The sequence below is a fragment of the Halostella salina genome, from assembly GCF_003675855.1.
Classification (GTDB): domain Archaea; phylum Halobacteriota; class Halobacteria; order Halobacteriales; family Natronoarchaeaceae; genus Halostella; species Halostella salina.
The window spans coordinates 412,222-428,352 of the sequence record NZ_RCIH01000002.1 but is presented as its reverse complement, the minus strand read 5'-3'; the positions used below and the strand labels follow the sequence as shown (position 1 = coordinate 428,352).

Annotated in this window: 17 protein-coding genes; 6 read left to right on the top strand and 11 right to left on the bottom strand. The window is 58.3% G+C overall.

Annotated elements, in window-relative coordinates; all coding sequences use genetic code 11:
* Nucleotides 1-125 precede the first annotated feature (125 nt).
* On the top strand, nucleotides 126-752 hold the full coding sequence (locus tag D8896_RS05390) for a site-specific integrase (RefSeq protein ID WP_121821059.1): 627 nt from the start codon (nucleotides 126-128) through the stop codon (nucleotides 750-752).
* Nucleotides 753-765: 13 nt separating this feature from the next.
* On the opposite strand, the gene D8896_RS05385 is transcribed toward D8896_RS05390, so the two are convergent.
* A complete protein-coding gene (locus D8896_RS05385; protein WP_097008592.1) occupies nucleotides 766-978 on the bottom strand; it encodes a hypothetical protein in 213 nt (70 codons plus the stop codon).
* Between the two features lie 214 nt (nucleotides 979-1,192).
* Entirely contained in the window at nucleotides 1,193-1,537 is a 345-nt protein-coding gene (locus D8896_RS05380) for a hypothetical protein (RefSeq protein ID WP_121821058.1), read from the bottom strand.
* 427 nt (nucleotides 1,538-1,964) lie between these two features.
* On the opposite strand from D8896_RS05380, the gene D8896_RS05375 reads away from it, so the two are divergent.
* On the top strand, nucleotides 1,965-2,477 hold the full coding sequence (locus D8896_RS05375) for a HalOD1 output domain-containing protein (protein WP_162991461.1): 513 nt from the start codon (nucleotides 1,965-1,967) through the stop codon (nucleotides 2,475-2,477).
* Between the two features lie 41 nt (nucleotides 2,478-2,518).
* Here the strand turns inward: D8896_RS05375 and D8896_RS05370 are convergent, their stop codons facing one another.
* From D8896_RS05370 to D8896_RS05350, 5 genes are all read right to left on the bottom strand, one after another.
* The gene (locus D8896_RS05370) at nucleotides 2,519-3,076 is read right to left on the bottom strand and encodes a hypothetical protein (protein WP_121821056.1); all 558 of its coding nucleotides are present in this window, start codon (nucleotides 3,074-3,076) and stop codon (nucleotides 2,519-2,521) included.
* A gap of 65 nt (nucleotides 3,077-3,141) precedes the next feature.
* Nucleotides 3,142-3,630, bottom strand: a complete 489-nt coding sequence (locus tag D8896_RS05365) for a hypothetical protein (RefSeq protein ID WP_121821055.1) — start codon at nucleotides 3,628-3,630, stop codon at nucleotides 3,142-3,144.
* Between the two features lie 188 nt (nucleotides 3,631-3,818).
* Nucleotides 3,819-4,313 (bottom strand): hypothetical protein, encoded by a 495-nt coding sequence (locus D8896_RS05360; RefSeq protein WP_121821054.1) that lies wholly within the window; start codon nucleotides 4,311-4,313, stop codon nucleotides 3,819-3,821.
* A gap of 372 nt (nucleotides 4,314-4,685) precedes the next feature.
* A complete protein-coding gene (locus D8896_RS05355) occupies nucleotides 4,686-5,135 on the bottom strand; it encodes a hypothetical protein (RefSeq protein ID WP_162991460.1) in 450 nt (149 codons plus the stop codon).
* A 175-nt stretch (nucleotides 5,136-5,310) separates the two neighbouring features.
* On the bottom strand, nucleotides 5,311-5,784 hold the full coding sequence (locus D8896_RS05350) for a hypothetical protein (protein ID WP_121821052.1): 474 nt from the start codon (nucleotides 5,782-5,784) through the stop codon (nucleotides 5,311-5,313).
* 282 nt (nucleotides 5,785-6,066) lie between these two features.
* Between D8896_RS05350 and D8896_RS05345 the strand changes: the two genes are divergently transcribed.
* Together D8896_RS05345 and D8896_RS05340 are read left to right on the top strand one after the other, a co-directional pair.
* The gene (locus tag D8896_RS05345) at nucleotides 6,067-6,819 is read left to right on the top strand and encodes a hypothetical protein (protein ID WP_162991459.1); all 753 of its coding nucleotides are present in this window, start codon (nucleotides 6,067-6,069) and stop codon (nucleotides 6,817-6,819) included.
* A gap of 119 nt (nucleotides 6,820-6,938) precedes the next feature.
* Entirely contained in the window at nucleotides 6,939-7,247 is a 309-nt protein-coding gene (locus tag D8896_RS05340; RefSeq protein ID WP_121821050.1) for a hypothetical protein, read from the top strand.
* Nucleotides 7,248-7,511: 264 nt separating this feature from the next.
* Here D8896_RS05340 and D8896_RS19240 read toward each other — a convergent pair whose 3' ends face one another.
* Together D8896_RS19240 and D8896_RS05335 are read right to left on the bottom strand one after the other, a co-directional pair.
* Nucleotides 7,512-7,766, bottom strand: coding sequence for a hypothetical protein (locus tag D8896_RS19240; protein ID WP_162991458.1), 255 nt, complete (start codon nucleotides 7,764-7,766; stop codon nucleotides 7,512-7,514).
* Between the two features lie 382 nt (nucleotides 7,767-8,148).
* Complete coding sequence (locus tag D8896_RS05335; protein WP_121821049.1) at nucleotides 8,149-8,661, bottom strand: NYN domain-containing protein; 513 nt, start codon at nucleotides 8,659-8,661, stop codon at nucleotides 8,149-8,151.
* 235 nt (nucleotides 8,662-8,896) lie between these two features.
* Between D8896_RS05335 and D8896_RS05330 the strand changes: the two genes are divergently transcribed.
* Nucleotides 8,897-9,991, top strand: a complete 1,095-nt coding sequence (locus D8896_RS05330; RefSeq protein ID WP_121821048.1) for a hypothetical protein — start codon at nucleotides 8,897-8,899, stop codon at nucleotides 9,989-9,991.
* Complete coding sequence (locus D8896_RS05325) at nucleotides 9,991-10,881, top strand: hypothetical protein (RefSeq protein ID WP_205596772.1); 891 nt, start codon at nucleotides 9,991-9,993, stop codon at nucleotides 10,879-10,881. The genes D8896_RS05330 and D8896_RS05325 overlap by 1 nt, the downstream gene beginning before the upstream one ends.
* Before the next feature lie 585 nt (nucleotides 10,882-11,466).
* Here D8896_RS05325 and D8896_RS05320 read toward each other — a convergent pair.
* On the bottom strand, nucleotides 11,467-12,789 hold the full coding sequence (locus D8896_RS05320; protein ID WP_121821047.1) for a hypothetical protein: 1,323 nt from the start codon (nucleotides 12,787-12,789) through the stop codon (nucleotides 11,467-11,469).
* Entirely contained in the window at nucleotides 12,782-16,093 is a 3,312-nt protein-coding gene (locus tag D8896_RS19825; protein ID WP_121821046.1) for an AAA family ATPase, read from the bottom strand. Before D8896_RS19825 ends, D8896_RS05320 begins: the two co-directional genes overlap by 8 nt.
* Nucleotides 16,094-16,131 lie beyond the last annotated feature (38 nt).

Genomic DNA, 16,131 nt, shown 5'->3' with positions numbered 1-16,131 from the left:
CGGCACCTCAAATCACCCCGAATCGCTCTACCCCGCAAAATCAGCCGTTTCATCACAGCCGGCCGAACGAACACCCCCAGCCGGCCGGCACTTATCTGCCGGAAACTCATACTTTCGTCACGTCGATGCGAGTCAAGTCAACAGCCGGAGACTCCGAATACAAGCTCTGGCTGAAGCCCGAAGAGTACGAGGCCCTATGCGACGTTGCAGAGGACAGATCACACAAGCATCACTCCGTCGCGCTGCTCGGCGGCTCCGTCGGACTTCGAGCGCAGGAGATGGCGGCCGTCCGACCCGAGGACATGTACGCCGACGACGGTCTGTACTGGCTCCGCGTCCACGAAGAGGCGGGGAAGGATACCACCGGAAGCGGTGGGAAGCTCCGCGACGCCCACATCCCACAGGACGCGTACGTGGAGTTGCTGGAGAATCGGCACAAGCTGGGCGTTGAGGAAGACGAGTTGCTTCTCGGCGTCACGAAGAGCCGCGTCCGAGACATCGTTCACGAGCTTGGTGACGAGATGGCCGCCCGGGGCGATGATGTCCCGGGTCGGAGTGCGGACTGGGAGAAGCTGTCCGCCCACGACCTCCGTCGGTTCTTCGCGCAGGATCGACTCGTGCGGAAGGAGATGAACCCACACACCGTGATGGCCATCGGAGGCTGGTCGTCACTCGGAGCCATGGAGGACTACATCAAGACGCCCTCCGACGATGTTGTCGCGGACGAGATCAAGCGCGTCGGCCTGAGTTGATCACGCCGGAGTGTCAATCCCAGTTCGGCACGTCTTCTTCCGGGACAATTTTCTCGGCACCCTTGTTTCCACACGCGGGACACTCCAGTCCGTGGTCTTCGAGTTTCTGGTCGCGGATCGGAGCGTTGGCGTTTCTCTCGGAGATTTCGATGGCACGGACGGTGCCACACTCCCAGCACATCCACAGGTCGTAGAGGTTCTCTTTGAGGGCGCTTGCGAACACCATACCAGTTGTCTTGGTGCCTGTCACTTAGGTTTGCGTGACGGTTGGTGTACCCCAGTCTGCGAGATAATATAATATTGAGACATACCTGTACGATGCCTGCTCGTCAGGCAGGCCGCGGAACACGGCCTTGAACCAACCGACCAAGGCTCCAACGCAGAGGTCAACTGCGGGACGCATGTGGTAGGAGGCAAGCATCCCGCAGATACAACGGGGTTTACTCCTCCTCGTCTTCTTCCTCTTCGTCCGACACGTCCTCACCGTTCTCTCCTTCATCGTTGTCCCACTCACCTTCTGCAATCTCACCGACATCGGGCATATCATCGCCGGGCCACACCGCTTCCGCAGCCGCCTCAAGGTCGTGCAACACGCCAAACACCAACTCCCTCTGTTCCTCACAAACGCGCTCCCCAACCAGCGATTCCGCGATGTCTCGCTGTGCGGCCAGCAGATCGATCGCCAGTCGCTTCTGACCCAGACGGTCGAGCGCGTGATCGATTTCCTCCGGGTCAACCACGTCCATCTCCTCACCGTTGTTGTCGTTACTGTCGTCTTCGGGCATAGCGCACCCCGCGGTCGACCGTGGTTGCATTTAAACGCCGGCCCAGCAGCCATCCACTCCCTCTCTCAAGGGATGTTCGCCGCACTCGCCGACATCCCAATATTGACCACGGGAGCGTTTCCGCTGCAACCAGCCACGGGTTCGGTGACCGCTATCGCACTCGTAGCTCCAACCGGATCTCTTCCCAAACGACAATTGTCGACCCCCTCGGTTTCGTGTGGAACAGTCACAGGCTGCAGATAGTCGAGTTTGTCAGACAGTTAAGTACGACGCGACAAAACATCACAGCGACCCGCCGGGCTGCGTCCTGTGAGAGGGCAGCGCGGGATAGGGCCCGCGCCGCCGGGTGGGTCTCAAACCCCCATCCGGGGTTTATCGACCCATGTCGAACGATGACTCGAACTCAATTAAACGTACGGACAAACAAATGACCACGGCAATCACGACCCCGCTCGAAGACGATGAGCCAACGCAGGCCATCATTGAGGCAGTCGCCGCCGTCTCCAACACGCCACCTGACGAACTCCCCAGCCTCCACGCCGCCGTCGACCCAGACGCGATCAATCAGTTGCTTGCCAGCGAGAGCGATGTCGAGATCAGTTTCGACTATGCCGGATACCGCGTCCACGCATCGACCGAGGAAGTCAACGTGCTGGCCGATGTCGTCGTTGAAGAGTGGTGCGAGTCGGGCGTGGACTGTCGCATCGAGCGGACAGACACCGGGCTTCGAGGGCTCGTGAAACCGCCCGACTGCACGGAACATCTCGTCGACAAGGTTGACGATCACGTCACCAGCGAGACGTACCGCGACGGGGAGTGGATCGCTTGGGAGTCGGGAGATGAGGTCTTGCCAGATGATGTCAGAGACGAGACGGCGGAAGTTGCACGCAGACTGGGGCAACACATCATCTCGCAACAGAGCGAGTGCAACGGGAACTGACTCACCAGTCACCCCACGTCTTGAATGTAAATCCGACGAAATCAGCGCCCAGACCACTGCTTGTCGCTGTACTCGCCTCGCACGTCGATATCGAAATATTCGGCCACCTCGTCAGTCGTGTAGCCGCCTTCCTCGCCACCGATAACATTCTCGAACTCCTCAACGCGCTCCTCGATGCTGCACGGATACCACCACTTCCCATCGCTGGCAAGGGACGACACCCAGTCGAACCCCGCTAAGACCTCTTCCGCACGTTCTTCATCCACGTCAGCTCGCTCCGCGATCCACTCCATCTGCCGGGGCTGTCGAAGCCCGTAGACCACGGACATCAAGCGGTCGGCGTCGTCGAAATTCGCCGGCCAGTTCATCTCCCGTGCCTCGGTCAGAGTGGGCCACTCCTCATCGAGGGAGAACTCGGCGGAGAACGAGTCTTCAAACTCCTCCTGAGTCATATCCTGATTTCGCTTGGCGAGTGCAACGGAGATGCTGCGCTCGATCCCGTCGACGTGTCCGTACTGTTCTCTCACTTCCGAGGCCGTTGTCTCGCCGTCTTTCAACGCCTCGAGCGCTTCATCCACGCTCTCGAATCCATCCGCCATCAAGCGGTATTTGGTGCCGAAAACAGGAATTTATTTGCTTTATGATAATAGAAAGCCTGCTCAATTTAGAGCCCTTTCACCTCGGGAGACAAATCGGCCGGCGCGAGCAGAACGGCGCCCACCCCCTCGCGGAGCAACAGGCAGGGCTGCGGATCGTCCACCAAACAATCGTACAGGGTGAACTCGGACTCGTCGTATCTGCCGCCACCGTTGAGAACGCGAACGGCCGCCTCCACCCACTCCGAGAATATAGCGTCGTCGCCGTGCTGGATCATCGGTTCCCGGTTATCTGGGAACCGCGAGTAGTACTTGGGGATGTCAACGGTGTCGTCCGCAAGCACGTCCACGTACTCGTCGACCTTCGTTGGCGGCGAGACGACGAGGCCGATGGCGCCCTTCATCGGTTTGTCCGTCATGCTCATCCCGTCCGGTTCGACGGGACGGTTCGGCAGAATCTCCAGCTCGATCACGGTGTCCGTTTCGTCCTGCCACTCCATCACGCCGGGGGGCAATTCGTCCGACCAGTTCGATTGCAGTCGCTCAACGACGCTCATACCCGCTTATGCGACTTCGAGTGACTTAGAACGCGTGCTCGTGGAGAGTCCCGCCAGAGGGCTGCCGCGCCGGCCTTTTTATTCCAACCTGCGTTACCAACGAGTGAGTTCGCCTTGGGCAGGCGGACTCGCTGCTCACCTCGTTTCCTCGTGGCGCCTTTGGGAGGGTGCCGTCGCCTTTCGCACTTTCAATCATCCCCGGGGCTGATAACCGGCGCAACCATAACGCACCCCACCTCATCGCGGATCAACGGGCACGGCAGCTGCTCGGGTTCAGTATTCAAGCAGTCGTACAGGGTGTACTCGCTCGTTCGATACCGGCCACCGCCGTTCAGCAACCGCATCGCGGCCTCAACCACCGCAGAGCGCAGTCTGTGACCCTCCTCGACGGAGTACACCGGCTCCTTCTCACCGTCCGGAAAGTCGCTGAAGTACGGTGGGATGTCGATGGTGCCGTTCGCGTGCTCGTCCACGTACCGCTCGACCTCCTTCGGCGGCGAGACGACGAGACCGAGGTTGCGGTCAACGCGCCCTGTCAGCGCGTCCAGATGCGGTATATCGCACATCTGGTTCATCAACGCCTCAACTCCATCGATGTTGACCACCGTGTTCCACTCGCACCATCCCCGGGGCAACTCATCCGACCAATTCGAGTGCAGTCGCTCGATGGCGTCGTCCGACATGCACGTCCCGGGGCTTGCACGGCGAATGACTTTGACTTTCAGAAATTTAGCCACGATGTGGGTGGCGAGGCGAGTCGGTCGTGGGCGGGAAGTGTCACACGCTCCATTCTCCGGCCACCCCCTCACAGGCGGTCAGATGCCAACGTTACCGTTGCTCGGCTCCCAACGCAGCGGCAAGGGTGTCTGTATCGCTCGGAACTCCGCCCCCGGCCGGTAAAACACGAACGCCCGAAGGAAGTCAAAACCCGTCAAACGTCTGCTGACCTGACGCCTCTGCGTCTGGATCATAGTTGAGCCACACGGCTGAAAATCTGTACTACCGCGAGACAGTAGGAGATTCCGCGCAACGCCGAACCACCACACCGCTTGCACTCACACGAACTCGAGCATTACTTTCGGATACTGGTCAAACACCGACTCCAGCACGTCGCAGAAATCATCCACGCAGCCAGCGTGCAGGAACGGCGACGAATCCACGGCCCGCAACTCTCTCCCCGGATGCTGACACACCTCAGTCATCACATGCTGCTCTCCCGCAGTGTACCTGTCCTCCAAACATATCGGACACTCGATCCCCCTCCCCCCGCTCTCCGTCAAACGCGCCCAGTGATCAAATTCGCCGCCGGAACGCAACCTCGAAATGCAGTCCTGCACCCGCTCCGCCGATATATCGGCAAACACCGGAGCATCCCATTCCTCGGAATGCAGCCATATGCGGAAGTGGATGTCTCCGCCCGACAAGTGCTCTCCAGTGATTATACAGCTGCTGGCCAGATCGTCAGCCAAGACGATGCGTCCGGCGTTGTCCAGCTGATGCCTCATACACATCAGTACCGCATTCCAGCCTGTTAGATATCACTCCGGGACGTGTTGTCCGAACTCGTCCGCAGTGCAGAATGCAAGGATGTCGTACGTCAAGCCGCAAGATGCGCCTCAACGCCCGCCGAATCGTCAAGAACAGCGGACACCAGCCGCACCCATTCCTCGACGTGTAGAATCACTCCGGTTTGAGCGCCGGCGTGAGAAGCACGCACCCGTGACCCTCTCTGACGAGCGGACAGGGCATCACGTCGTCACCCTGCAGACAGTCATACAAGGTGAACTCAGACTCATCGTACCTGCCACCACCGTTCAACACCCGAATGCCCGCCTCAACCACATCCGATCGAAGACCATCCCCACCACGCTCCACAACAAGCTCGTCGCTCTCCGGGAACCCAGAGTAGTACTGCGGCACGTCGATGTTTCCATTCGCGTGCGTTTCCACGTACTCGTCCACCTGCTCCGGCGACGACAGAACGAGACCCAAGTTTCCCGTGGATGGCACCCCCAGCTGCATTCCGTCCACGTCCCCGGATCGATTCGGCAGGGTTTCCAGACCGGCCACCTCGTTGACGTTCCCCTCCCACTCCATCACGCCGTGGGGCAATTTGTGCGACCAGTTCGATCGCAGTCGCTCAACGACGCTCATACCCGTCTGTGCGACCTCGGACGACTTAGAACCGCAGGCTGGTGAAGAATCTCGCCAGCGGAGTGCCCACGTCGGCATTTACCTGCGAACACATTCGATGTCGAGATATGCGCGGGGAAGTTCCCCAGTACCACGTACACGAGGCGCTCGCAGAGATCGAAGACCGCCTTGACGCCCGAAATAACCTGCAGTCTGGCAGGTACGAGATGGTAGGAAAATAACGGAGAAGAAGGGCGGACGCAGCCGAACGCTTACCTGAGATGGACACGTCAACCCGTCAAAGTGGGCGTCATAAACACGATTGCGTCGTCGCCGGTCATCTCCACCATCGTGGCCACGGCCATCGGCGGCATCATCGTCCGCCTCTATCAACGATGGCAAAATCGGAAGCAGCGGGCACGGAAATGGTACGAGACCTCGCTCGGTCAACTCGGACGACTGCAGCAGGCCGCCCAACGGGCAACCGAGTACCAAGACGAACCGGACTACGACTCCCTTCGCGAGCGCTTGGAGCCACTCACCGAGGAGATGATCGAACACGCCAACTCCGCTCCGGCCAAAGTGAGCGAGCAGGCCCGAATCGATATGGCCGTCCTCTCCGCCTTCGCCACGGGACTGATAATCCTCAGCGAGCAGTCAGAGGAGATGGACGTGTTTGAACTGTACGAGACCGTGCAGGAACACGCCCGGGAGAGCTACGACGGGGACTACGATATGGACGACATCGACGAGATATTCGGCCCATTCGACATCGACGAGTTCGTCGAGGAGACGGACACGGATGTCGATCTGGATGAGGAGAGGGCCGAGGAGTTCCTGTCGAACTTCAGCGAGGAGTCCGTCGAGGTCGGACGTCCGACAACCGTCGAGGAGGCCCTGAATATGCCGATCGGGGAGGTTGACGAGGTAGTGAGCGATGACGATTATCTGGAGTCGATGCTCGAGGACTCGCTCGAGGCGTACGTCCGAACGGCCCTGATGAACGTCATCGAGGACACGCACGAGGCGATGGAGACGCGGAAGAAGTTGGTGTGAACGTAATATCTGGCTGATGACATCGTACCGTCATCACTTGAATCTCGGCATGGGACACACCCCGTTGACGCTCAAACCCCAACACAGACAACAAGTGAAATCGAGTCAAACGCAAGGGTATGGACGAGGAAGAAATCGAGTACGGGGACATCCTGCGCGTCGAGCTGAAAAATCACTGGTGGGTGCAAGGCAAGGTTGAAGACCTGTCAATCACCCGTGACAGAGAGATCGAGTCCATATCGATAATACCGCGGGAGTGGGGAGGCTTCACTCCACCTGAGAATGCAGTCGATGCGATGAACTTGGCGATGGTGAAATTCGACGGCAAAACCACACTCAACGTAGCGTGGCGAGAGGGGCCACACTCGGACGACTTGATCGACGGCGTGCAGGACGCACTCGTCAGCGACGTGTCCGTCGTGGAGTGAACCGGACGAAAACAGAAGAATCACTCGAGCCGCCACCCCTCAACAACTCCATCCTCATCCACTCGCTCAAAACCGTGCGTGCGCAGCACGGCCCGGGCCTTGCACTTCCAGTCCTCTTCGCTCGTCATATGCAACACCAACTCGTCCCGGGAATGCGACTGCGGTGAGTACGAGAAACTACCGCAGGTCTACAGCTTCATCCCGTCCAGCTTTCACAGCACCCACTCCACGCGGGTGAATTCATCAAAGGAGTCTGCTTCTCACTCATACTTCGAGGAATTTCTTTCTGGAAGTCTCAATGAGCAGTTCCCGTTCGGTCGAAGGTTCACCAGCGGCTGCATGACGAGTCACCACGTCAACGAGCCACCGCTCGTCCACGCTAACCTCCACATCAACCTCGAAGGGGCAGTCCATCAGAACTCTGTGCCCGGGGCGTCCGCGCTCTATCTCGCGCACATTTCGCGCGATCACTTCGTGGATGCGCTCACGGAGCGGCAAAGTGTGGGGTTTGGAGTCCACGAAGGGTCTCGACGCTCTGATTTCGCCGGACGCTCGAACTCGTCGTACTCACCCGGGGAATTTGTCGAGGCTGCGAATCCTTCGTCTGGATGTTCAGCGCAACGTCTTCACTATCTGTACCCGGTAGTCTGACTGTAGAACAAGTACTGCACTTCCGCTATCCATCTAAATATGCGCCTTCTCATTTTTGAAGCGCAACACGGAGTCAGCAAGTTTTATGAAAATCGCGTGGATACGTTCAGGTGCAATACTTCCCCGCAGGTGGCCGGGTGGGAACCGGCGCCGCCCCGCCGACACGATCTGCGAATTGAACAAGTTCGCATCGGAGCGGTGAGGCGGAGTTCAGCCTGCAAAATACTTCCTTCCGCAACTACACCGCCAGTCACCGCTCCGGGAAATCGTACACGAAGTCCTCCACCTCGTCATCAAGCGCGATGAAGCGGTCGGCGGCATCCTCCATCCGCTTGCGGACATCGTCCTCAAACTGCACCACCGCCACGTCTTTCCCCACCTGTTCCTGCACGTGCTCCATCGCGGGAATGAAGTCCGTGTCCGCCGAGTACAGCAGTGCCTCGTCGTACTCGTCCATATGCGCCCGGCCAACCATCTCCGTAGAGATGCCGACATCGATCCCGACGGCCTCCGGGCCGTGATCGCGGTACCGAGTGGTGCTTGACTCCACGACGAAGCCGCTCTCCCGCAAAAAATTGTAGAAACCGCTCTTGTCCTGATCTCTCAAGTGCGAATCGAAGAAGTACGTCTCCTTCAGATCACCGATGGCGAAGTGATCGATCAGTCTCGGCAGGTCTATTCTGACCTCCTCGCCGAAGTAGTCTTTCGCGCTGTAGAAGATGTTCTGTCCGTCGATGAACACCATCTGGCGTCTGTCCAACATACTACTTTCTCATATCGCACACTTATTAAAAGTCAAAATGAACAGTCGGGGAGGTGGCACGGCCCCGTTTAGACAGTCACACGCTCGTTCCACCACCCTCAAGAACACCATCACGAATAAGACCCTCCTGTCAGAATTTCGGGTCACGCGACGAGAAACCACTTTCACCCCGATCTGGTAATTATTAACATACTGGGCACACGAACCACTAAATCGGAACAAGAACCTCGGAAGAATGTCCACCACCAGCATCCAAAGCCGACGTGACCTTTTCGAGCACCTCGAGTACACCATCGAGGGCACGTACGACGAGCTGGTGGACGATCAGGAATTGCAGCCCGGACAGACGATGCTCAAGACGTTCCTCATCGAGTCGAACGTCACTCCCGAGCAACTCCGAGAGCGAGTGGACATCGCCGAGGCACGCGAAGTGGACTTTGATCTCCACGAACTCGTCATCCGCCGCAACGGCAACAAGCACACCTTCTTCCTCGATTCCAGCGACTCGCGATTTTGGACGCTCTACACCCTCGAGGAGTCGGACGATGCGAAGGCGGTCGTGAAGGATATGGTGAGTGGCGTCCGCAACGGCCTTGATTACACGTGGATGCCCGTCGAGCAACAGCGCGACATTATGGAGATGGGGGAGTTCCGCGACGTTGGCGTCAGCTACGAGGCCGACGAGGTGTTCTCCTCGGACTACATCGAGGACAGGCTCGATTTCGGAGACCTCTCCGTCCAGAGCAGCGGTCGCGGCACCAGCACGCTATTCGACATACTCGATAGCCAAGAAGAGCTGTCCTCCTTCCTCTCCCTATCGGCGGTCGGCATCAAGCGCGAAATCAGCGGCTCGTTCGTCTTGGAGCGCGTCACACACAACGGTCGCTTCACCACGTCGGGCGGTGACTCCATTCAACTCCACATCGACACCGTGGACGAGATCAAGAACCGGTACGCTGATCTCCTCCAACGGATCGAGGAACATCACCGCATCTCCTACGAGTCGAAGGAACACGGCACCGGAATCGACGGCACGCCACTCGTCATCGAATTGGATAACGAAATTGAGGACGTCCGGGAGTTCATCGAGAACATCATCACCTCGAAGAACCCGCTCCGCCTGTGGGGTGCGAAGACGAAGTTGGACGACCAGTACTGGAAGGTGAAGGGAATCGATCTCCACAACAACGACAAGTACACGATGGAGATTTGTCCGGAGTGGATTCGCCTATACCTCGATGAGGAAGCGTGCGGGAACACCGCGCTCCGAATCTACGCCAACCTCCAACGTCACTACGACTCGAATGCGGTGATGGAGGTGCTGGAGTGATGCAAAACGTCTCCGATCACACCCAGCAGATCAACGCTTGGATCGCCCTCTGCCAGATCGACAGGACGTTCCCCGACTCGCTTCGCCGCCTCGGCTACACCGTCGACATCATCGATCCACATTTCTTCCACGACGGCGACGCGGTGAACCCTGACCTGATTCTCACCAGCCGCGGCCACAACCACTCCATCGTCATCGACTGCAAGTCGAAGACTCTGAAAGAGGAGCAGAACGAGAAGTACGAGGCCATCCACCACTCGCCCGAGTTCCTGCTCACGCGTGGTGTCGTCTCGTCCGCCGAGGCCAACGAGGACTACGACGCCGAGTTCGCCTACTCATCCTTTGCCGATCTATCGGTTAACCCGTTCCTCCCCGAGAATGATTTCGCGGTCGTCCACTTTGACGAGGACGCCAAGCAGTTCACCATCCGCACCCTTGAGGACTACGAGTTCAACCTCGATGAGCTGCAGGCGCAGTTTCCGATCCGGACGGGAACACGGCGACTTCCGACGGACTACTTCCCGTTCGACGTGGGAACGAGCGATGACGACTACCAGCAGTTCACCATCTCCATCCTCCAATCGACCGTCCACGTCGCCCTCGAACACGACACGTTCGACGTCGATGACCTGCTTGAGGACGCGCACCCTCTGTGGGTTGATCTTGACGAGGAGATGAAGAAGGAACTCCGCGCTCACACGGAGAAGGTCATCAACAAGTACCAGCAGAAGGGACTGAACGAACACATCGAGAAGGTACAGGCCGGGAACAAGGATGAGTGGAAGGCCGTCTCGAAATCCTTGCAAGCACTCCAGCGGAAGGTGGACGAGTTCGTTGAGGACGTGCAGGCCGAACTGGAGCAGACTGAGATCGGCGACTTCGCGGACTGATTCTCAAATCCAGTGCGACACGGAACAATCAACTGCCAGCCCTGAAACACCCGAGTATGGTAGACGACAAAACCGTGGGCGTCATCATCCATCTCATCGACAAGCACAGCGAGGGAGAGATCTAGCGCGAGTACGAAGACTGGGTGATCATCGACGAGGGATGGATCAGGTGCATTGGGCCGCCCCACGGTGGAGACTCGACAGCGGTCACGTGTCGGTCGCGTACTAACCACCCGAGCGCGTGGTATCAGTCGATGTCTACGGGAAGCCCTCGCGGAAGTCGGTCTGAACGCGGCTACAAGGGAGCAACCTCGTCCAAGTGTTTTTCAGGTAATTGAGTGTATTTTTGCGTTCTTCCCTGCTACGACCCCCAGTAATGACCACCTTTCCGAACTGAATACCAACAAAATACACTCGCGCACCTCCAGTCGACAAACTGCCCCGGGAACGGTTCTAAGTCGATATAAGAAAGGAATGGGGGTTAGAGATGTCCGATAAATCGCCCGCCTTGTCGCATAGTATGCGGCATTCGTTCACTAAGAATGAGTATCCCACCCTATATGTTGGTCGACACTCGTGTTCGGCCTATTTGAGCAGGGTAGCCACCGACTCCTCATGCACTGGAATATCTGAAGCAGTGAGGTGTCGAATCCCTCCTTCGACATCTTCTGCTTCCACTCCATCGGTGATCAATAGTCCGCCGACGTCGACGTCCGCCGCCTCGTGGAGATAGGTGTCGCCGATCCGGGCGAACCGCGTGTACTCCAACAGTTCGCGGAGGCCGCGTGCAAAGGTCTGTTCACTCTCGGTGTACTTGATCTCGCCCAACAGGACACGCCGCGGAAGCGTCGTGTCGGTCTCCTTCTCGTACACCTCGACGACGATGTCCGGCCGACCGCTGTAGAGCGCCTGCCCGGCCCCGCGGTCGAGGAAGACGTCCATCAGCTCGACGTGTGTCTCCAACACGTCCTGATACCGGCGGAAGTACGGCGTCTCGGCCTCGATGTCGTCCAGCGGCTCGTGGAACTGCAGGTTCCCCTGCTGGTCGTGGTAAACCTCCATCCGGAGGGTCTCGCTCTCCAGTCGCGCGACCTCGGCAGATCCGGGCTCGATGACTTGGAGCGTGAGTTGGGGGTACAGTCTTGAGAGTAGGCGAATCAACTTGAACACACAGAACAGTTCGAAGAGTCGCGGAAGGCGTTCGGGCACCACGAGCGTCTCGCGAAGCAGCGACTGGACATCCGGGTCGTCGTACTGTCCCGACTGGAGCTGTCGGTAGGTATCATAGATGTCGTAGGCTTCTGTGTACAGCAGTTCGCGCGAGGTTCGCGCCGCCGTCAGGTCGCGGGCGGACGGGTCGATGTCGGTACCGTCCCGAATGCGGTTGAGGTGGACGTTCCGCGAGTACAACCGCCGGAACTCACGCATCTGGTCGTCCGACCACTGCTCGCGACGCCACGCGTAGTCGAAGCTGGCCAACTCCCGTTCGACGGTGCGGTGAACCACCCACAGGAGGCGCTTCAACACCAAATTCTCGGGAATGTCGTACTCCACGTAGGGACTCTCGCAGGCAAAGACCGTCCGGTCGCCGTAGCTGTCTGTGTGCCGGAGCTTCGTCGTTTGGTTCCAGTCGATGCTTCCCCGGATTTCTCCCCGAGTGTGGACGCGCTCGCGCTGGTTGGCGGTCTTGATACTGCGCACACGTTCTGGCAGTTTTTCCACGAAGTCGACGACCGGGTCTGAAAGACAGAAGTGGATCCGCTTGAGTCGGGCGAAGTCGTCGATTTCGAGGTCGGTGAAGTCGAGCGTCGACACCACGTCCTCCTCGGCGATTGTCCCCGACTGGAGGAACGTCACCAGCTCGTCCTGCACCTCACCGACCAACCGATCGACCGCGAGCTTACTCATCGTCGAAACTGATGTCGAAGTAGTCCGCGGCTTTCGCCTTGAGCCGCTCTTCGTCCAGATCGAGCGAAACATTGCCTCTGTTCGTTTCCCATTCGCCGGCGAGGTCTCGAACGAGGTTGCGTTGCTTGTCCGGTCGAAGTCCCTCAAGTTGCGGGTAGACCATCCCAACGATGGCCGCGGACAGGGCCTCATCCTTCCGACTGGGGTCGTCACCGACGCCGTAGGCGTCGACGTACCCGAGGATGTCTCGGACGATCGAGGGCCCGATCGATCGGGGATAGTCGTTGACGACCTTCCAGATGACGGCTACCTCACGGTATATCTCTTCGAGAGTAGGTTCCAGCCCGGAGTCTTCGGCCAGCCATGCGGTGGCGTAGTTGTCGTCCCCATCCGGGTCGAGGAGTGACGCACGAATCCTTCCGTCGTCGGTTTCGAGGTCGGGGATGCCCACGTGGACGAAGTTGAACCGTCGCATGAAGGCGTAGGACATCTCGTACAGCGAGGCCTTGTCGTATGTGTTCATCGTGGCCAGCAGTCGCCACGAGGGAGTGACTGGGAAGACATCCGGATTCGAGGAGATTTCCCGGAGGTCGTCGTCGGACGCGTCCTTCTCCACCGAGACGATTTCGACCTGATTCTGCCGCTCGTAGGGGAGTTCGACCGAGTCGCCGGACAGCACCGAGAACAGCTGGCCGAATGCTTTGTCGATGTCCGAACGGTTGATCTCGTCGATCACGAGCCAGTTGTTGACGATTCCCTCCTGCTCCCGACGGAAACAGTTCAGGAACAGCCGGGGCTGGAACGTGAGTTCGTCCTTCGACTCCTCGGTGTTTGTTGACGGGACGTAACCCCCGATAGTATCGAACGCCGTCCACTCCGAGGTCGCCGTGGTGAACGTGTGGTCGTCGACCTGTGTGAGGTCTCGCGCACACTGCCGACAGATTTCCTTGGCCAGCTTGGTCTTCCCGGTGCCCGGCGGCCCCGTGAAGATGATGTGCTTGCCGGAGTTGAGCGACGCTTCGATTTCGCTCCGGAGGTTCGACGCGTCCTCGAAGTAGAGGTTGTCTGGTAGCTCGAAGTCAACGGTTATCGGCTCAAGCTTCTCACGCAGTGTCTCGAATTCCTCACCGACTATGCTATCGTCCGGCTCCTCAAGCGCCAAGATCGTCTCATACTCCTCGGCAGTCAGGCGGAAGAGACTGCCCTGTGCGCGGTTTACGATGGGCGAGGCCTCTTCGAGGTCGGGGACAGCCGTGAGTTGATCCCACGTAATCTCCTCTATCGGACGGCTGTACTCGATGGTGATTCCCTCGACCGGTTCGTCGTACTCCTCGTGCTCTCCTTCGTGGAGTCCTTCGACTATCGTGCCCTCTGCGACGATGGCTTGGACGGGCTGTGACTCGTAGAAAAGCACTTTGTCGCCCGGGGCGGCCTCCTCGAATGCGCCGAAGATTCGGCGCTTGTTCCCCTTGCGATTGTACGCCGTGTAGAAGACCTCTCCCCCGTCTTCGATGCTCTCGACTTTCCATATAGAGGGGTTTGCGGAGATCCAGAAGTGGTTCGCACTGTCGTCCACCGGTTCAGTTTCTCCACCGGTAGATGATCCATCAAAGACGAGGTCAAGGAGGTCATCGCGGTCTACGTCGGCTTCTACAACTAATTCGGACGCTAATTCACGGTAGTACTCGGGGGCGAGAGTATCGAGCGTGTATGCTTTGATCGAATCAGCGTCACTGTCGACAGAGACGTCTACACCATCTTGTCCGAACGTCACCCTCCACTCAACGTCGACGACGTTCGTGTGGTCAATGTCGGAGAAGCTTTCCTCGTGATGGTCGGCAGTGACGACTCCGATTCCATAGATAACGTCGGGTTCTGAATCTGAACGCCGTCCACGTTTTGCGATTACTACGTCACCCTCATCGACTTCGTACTGAAACCGATAGGCCATCCCCCGACCGTGGTTGTCGCCGGTGTCTGCGGCAATTTCGACGAGTTCTTCCTCCGACAGCTGGTCAACATCGTCGACCTCTTCCACATCATCTGTGACCTTGTGGTCGAGTCCGAACCCGATGGACGCGATTCCGTGCTGAACCCACGCGTCCCAGTACGAGCCGCCACGCTCGGGGGTGATCTGCCAGATTTGTCTCGGAGTCCCAGAACCGCCACCTACGGGTTCGGGACTTTCAATCGAATCCACCTGTTCCAACAAAAACTCTGCCGCAGAGCGGGACAGATTCGCGAGATAGGCCTCGTTCAAATTCGCGTTCTTATCGATGGGATAATATTTCTCAGTTCGATATTCGTCCTGTCCGAGGCTCTCTTTCAGAGCGTCGTCAACGGCGACCGGTTCGCCAAACGAGCGCAGGTCGACTTCCACTCGATAGTACTCCTCGCCTTGCAATGTGTATGTCTCCGCGGTGTCCGACACAGTTGAGATGCCGACGAGTTCGTTGTCGAAGTTGTGGAAAACCACGTCCCCGACGGCCAATTTAGACAGGTTGTGGTGCCACAGGCCATCGGTCTTGGCTCTGAGGTACTCCTCTTCGATCTCGGGCGGATTGTGCTGGTTCACCCAGTAGTAATCCACGTCGCCCTCGGCAACGTCGTCGAGTGATACACCCCCATCTTGTTTTGCATCGAGGATCGTTCGAAACAGACGCCGAAATCTCTCGTCCTCCTCATCGTCTATGTTCTGATCGGCCGTGTCGACACAGACACACAACAGGTAGATTTCGACGTTTACCGGCACTTCCCAGTCCGTCCCCGCCGTCGCGTGTCCAACAACACTCTCGTAGACTTCTCGAAACGCCTCCCATCCAGACCGTTTTTCCTCGAAGGAGGCCTCTTGGAGACCCTGCGACGGGACTCCGAAGAACTCGAGCGCGTTGATCGAGTGGGAATTTAGAATCGGCTGCGATTCGGCGTGATGCCAGCCGAAGAACTCACGCGTCGACCGCGGGGCCGACAGTGCGTCTTCCCACGATGAATCGTAGGAGTCGCTCTCGACAATTTCTCGAATGAGATCTGCGAGTTCCTCCATTGAACGCCCATCATCCCCCCATTTCTCGGGGATTGGCGTCGGAGCGACCGCACGACTCGCGGAGTACCCAATCCGCCACATCTCCTCGAAAGCATCTGACGATGGGTTCTCGAGAAAGGCGTCGGTCTTCTCTCTGATGACCGACCGTTTGTCTTCCTCCCGTAGAGAAAACGTCGAGCCCGATGGCGTCTGACTGATTGTCTCGCTCCATTTCTCGAAAATCTCTTGTTCTGAAGAGGTAAGCGACCGCTCTACTGACATAGTACATGGAGATAAGCCCTACAAAGTAAAGATAAGGG